Origin of the sequence: Stenotrophomonas sp. 2YAF22 (assembly GCF_052114665.1) — a bacterium.
GTDB lineage: Bacteria > Pseudomonadota > Gammaproteobacteria > Xanthomonadales > Xanthomonadaceae > Stenotrophomonas > Stenotrophomonas indicatrix.
In genome coordinates this window covers 1-3,092 of record NZ_JBFRFE010000533.1, presented here as the reverse complement: position 1 = coordinate 3,092, position 3,092 = coordinate 1, and the positions used below count along the sequence as shown (strand labels likewise).

The 3,092-nt window shown below is 66.7% G+C and carries 3 protein-coding genes and 1 pseudogene; 1 reads left to right on the top strand and 3 read right to left on the bottom strand.

Annotated elements, in window-relative coordinates:
- The 3 genes and pseudogenes from AB4Y84_RS17715 to AB4Y84_RS17705 form a co-directional block, all read right to left on the bottom strand.
- Window positions 1-334 (bottom strand): annotated as a pseudogene (locus AB4Y84_RS17715) (cyclase family protein); the annotation flags it as partial.
- A gap of 34 nt (window positions 335-368) precedes the next feature.
- The gene (locus AB4Y84_RS17710) at window positions 369-1,019 is read right to left on the bottom strand and encodes a DsbA family oxidoreductase (RefSeq protein WP_442244556.1); all 651 of its coding nucleotides are present in this window, start codon (window positions 1,017-1,019) and stop codon (window positions 369-371) included.
- 92 nt (window positions 1,020-1,111) lie between these two features.
- Complete coding sequence (locus tag AB4Y84_RS17705) at window positions 1,112-2,062, bottom strand: LysR family transcriptional regulator (protein WP_428704993.1); 951 nt, start codon at window positions 2,060-2,062, stop codon at window positions 1,112-1,114.
- A 107-nt stretch (window positions 2,063-2,169) separates the two neighbouring features.
- Here AB4Y84_RS17705 and AB4Y84_RS17700 point away from each other — a divergent pair, with 107 nt between their 5' ends.
- On the top strand, window positions 2,170-3,048 hold the full coding sequence (locus tag AB4Y84_RS17700; protein WP_428704992.1) for a sterol desaturase family protein: 879 nt from the start codon (window positions 2,170-2,172) through the stop codon (window positions 3,046-3,048).
- Window positions 3,049-3,092 lie beyond the last annotated feature (44 nt).

Below are 3,092 nucleotides of genomic sequence, written 5' to 3'. Positions count from 1 at the left end.
CGCCTACGCCCATCGGGTCGTCCATCACCGTGCCGCGCGGGGTGTGGGTCATCCAGAACTGGTAGTGCGGGTCGCCGGCGTCCTGCCAGCTGGGCATGCCAACGTAGTACTCGGTAGCCAGGTCATAGGCCTTGCCGCCGCTGACCCGCGACAGGATCGCCGCGCGCGAGGCCTCGGTGATCAGGTTGAGGCGGCCGATCTCGTCCTTCGGCCCCCAGGGGCTGGTCCCGACCTGCTGGCCGGAGGGAGCGCGTTCGTGCGCGGACACGGTGGTGGAAGCCGCGGCGCCGGCCAGCAGCAGGGCCAGTGCGGTGCCCAGGGTACGTGGGGTCATGGGAATCTCCTTGAGGGTGGGGGAACGGTGCGGCTCAGGCCGCGACCAGCGGCGCCAGGGCCTGGCGCAGTTGCGGCAGCGGCAGGGTCTGCAGGCGCAGGCCGTTGCCGGTGATGACGGTGGGAATGGAGCGGATGCCGAGCGCGGCAGCTTCAGCGCGGTCGGCCTGCACGCGCTGGCGCACCTCATCGCTGTGCATCCGGTCGGCGAAGACGCCACGTCGATGCCCCAGCTGTTCGGCGATGTCCAGCAGCACCTCGACGTCACCGACGTTGCGGTGCTGGTGCAGGTGCGCCCACTGCACGGCATCGAACATCGCGCCGTGTGCGGCATTGCCGCCGAGCATGCTGGCGGCTTGGCAGGCCAGCGCACCGAGCCAGCCGGAGGGATACTCGAAGTCCTGGGCACGCATGCCTTCGATGTCGATGCGCGCGCTGTCGTCATGCGCGGCGCAGTCGGCCCAGTGGCGCAGGATGATGGCCTTGGCACGCGGCATCGAGCCGAATACCTCGATCATCTGTTCGCGCGAGTCCTGCAGCACGAAGCTGCGGTGGCGGACCTGGATGCCAAGTTCGACCGAGACCTGCTGCAGACGCGGGGCCAGCACGAAGCACCAGCCGCAGACCACGTCATGAAAGAAATCGACCACCGGTGCAGTGGTGGTCAGCGAAGGAGAGGCGATCATCGGCCTGCCGTCCGTGAGAGGGGAGGCGGCAGAGTAGGCAGTGGCGCCGGGCCGAAACAGCACGCGGCGGGCAGCTCAGTTTTCGCTGGCGGTTACGAATCCAACCCGGCGCAGGCGGGCAGTTCGGCGTGCAGGAAATCGATGAAGGCGCGTACCTTCGCTTGCAGGTGGCGCGCGGTGGGGTAGACCGCGTAGACGAACCGCGGCGGATAGCGATGGTCGGGCAGCACCTGCTGCAGTTCGCCGCTGGCCAGTGCCGGTGCGGCCAGGAACGAGGGCAGCGCACCGATACCGAGGCCGGCGACCAGCAGGTCACGCAGCAGCAGACTGTTGTTGGCGGTGACCCGTGTCGGCAGGGTCACCGTGACCTGGCCATCGGGGCCGAGCAGCGGCCAGCTGCCGGGTGAATCGGACAGGCTGTAGCCAAGCACGCTGTGCGCCTGCAGTTCTTCCACCACCTGCGGTGCCGGATGCTGCTGCAGATAGGATGGTGCCGCGCACAGCACCTGCTGCAGCGAAGCCAGGCGGCGTGCGACCAGCCGCGAATCTTCCAGTTCGGCGCGGATGCGCAGGGATACATCGAACCCTTCGCCAACCGCATCAAGCAGACGGTCTTCCATCACCAGGTCCAGTGCAAGCTGCGGATGCTGCTGCAGGAAGCGTGGCAGCAATGGCGACAGCGTGCTCAGCGCGAATGACTGCGGTGCATTGACGCGCAGACGTCCGCTTACTTCGCCGCGCTGCTGGGCRATGCCGCGCTCCAGTGCGTCCAGCTCATCGAGCAGGCGGCTGCATTCGCGGTAATAGGCATGGCCGGTCTCGGTCAGGCTCATGCGGCGGGTGGTCCGCTGCAGCAGTACTACGCCCAGGTGCGTTTCCAGCGTGCGCAGCTGCTTGCTCAGCCCGGCTGGCGACAGGCCCAGGTCTTCGGCGGCGCGGGCCAGGCTGCCGCGTTCGACGATGCGGCGGAAGGCGCGCATCAAGGTGAAGGAGTCCATGCCGGTCCCGGCCGCGATGAGGTCGTCATTGTAGATCCACGCCATGCGTGGATGGACGACGCGGGGTGTTGCGCCGTTTGTTCAAGTCGACAGTCTGTACGCCCCGCCAACATGCAGGCCTCTCACTTCCCGGGTTGCCCATGAAGCACTGGATGCTCCGCCTGTATGCCCCGTTGTTCCTGCTGGGTCTTGTCACTGCCGCCATCGTATGGGTCGGTTACCATCACGGTGACCCATTGTGGCTGCTTGCCTTGCTGGCTGTCGCCATCGCGGTGTCGTTCGCTGCCGAGCGGATATGGCCATACGATCCGGCGTTCAACCATGACCAGGGTGACCGCCTGCGCGATGTCCTGCATGCGCTGGTCAATGAAAGCCTGAACCTGCTGTCGATCGCCACGGTGCCGCTGCTGGCGGCAATCGTGCCCTGGCACGTATGGCCGACGCAGTGGCCATTCGCGCTGCAGGTGCTGGTGGCGATCATCGCGGCTGACCTTGGCATCACCCTGGTGCATTACGCCAGCCATCGCATCGGCTGGTTGTGGCGGTTGCATGCGGTGCATCACAGCGTGACCCGCATGTATGGCTTCAATGGTTTGATGAAACACCCACTGCACCAGGCCGCCGAAGCGGTGGGCGGCGTACTGCCGCTGCTGCTGTTGGGCATGCCGATGCCGGTGGCCGCGGTGCTGGCGTTTGCCATCGCGATCCAGCTGCTGCTGCAGCACTCCAACGTGGACATGCGCCCGGCAGTGTTGGGCCGGGTGATGGCATGGGCACCGCTGCACCGCTTCCACCACATCCGCTATGGCACCGCAGGTGATGTCAATTTCGGTTTGTTTTTCACCGTGTGGGACCACCTGCTGGGGACCGCGTTTGATGCACCGGGCTATCGGTTGCGGCAGCGTGATCTGGGCATCGGCAGCCAGCCGGACTATCCGCAGGCGTATTCCGCACAACTGCTGGCGCCCTTCCGCGCGCTGCCCCATGGCGAGGTGCCGAAGCTTCCGGAAGGACTGCGTAGGCGCGGGTGATCGATGCGTCAGGCCGCGCGCAGCTGCAGGCCCTGCAGTTGCGC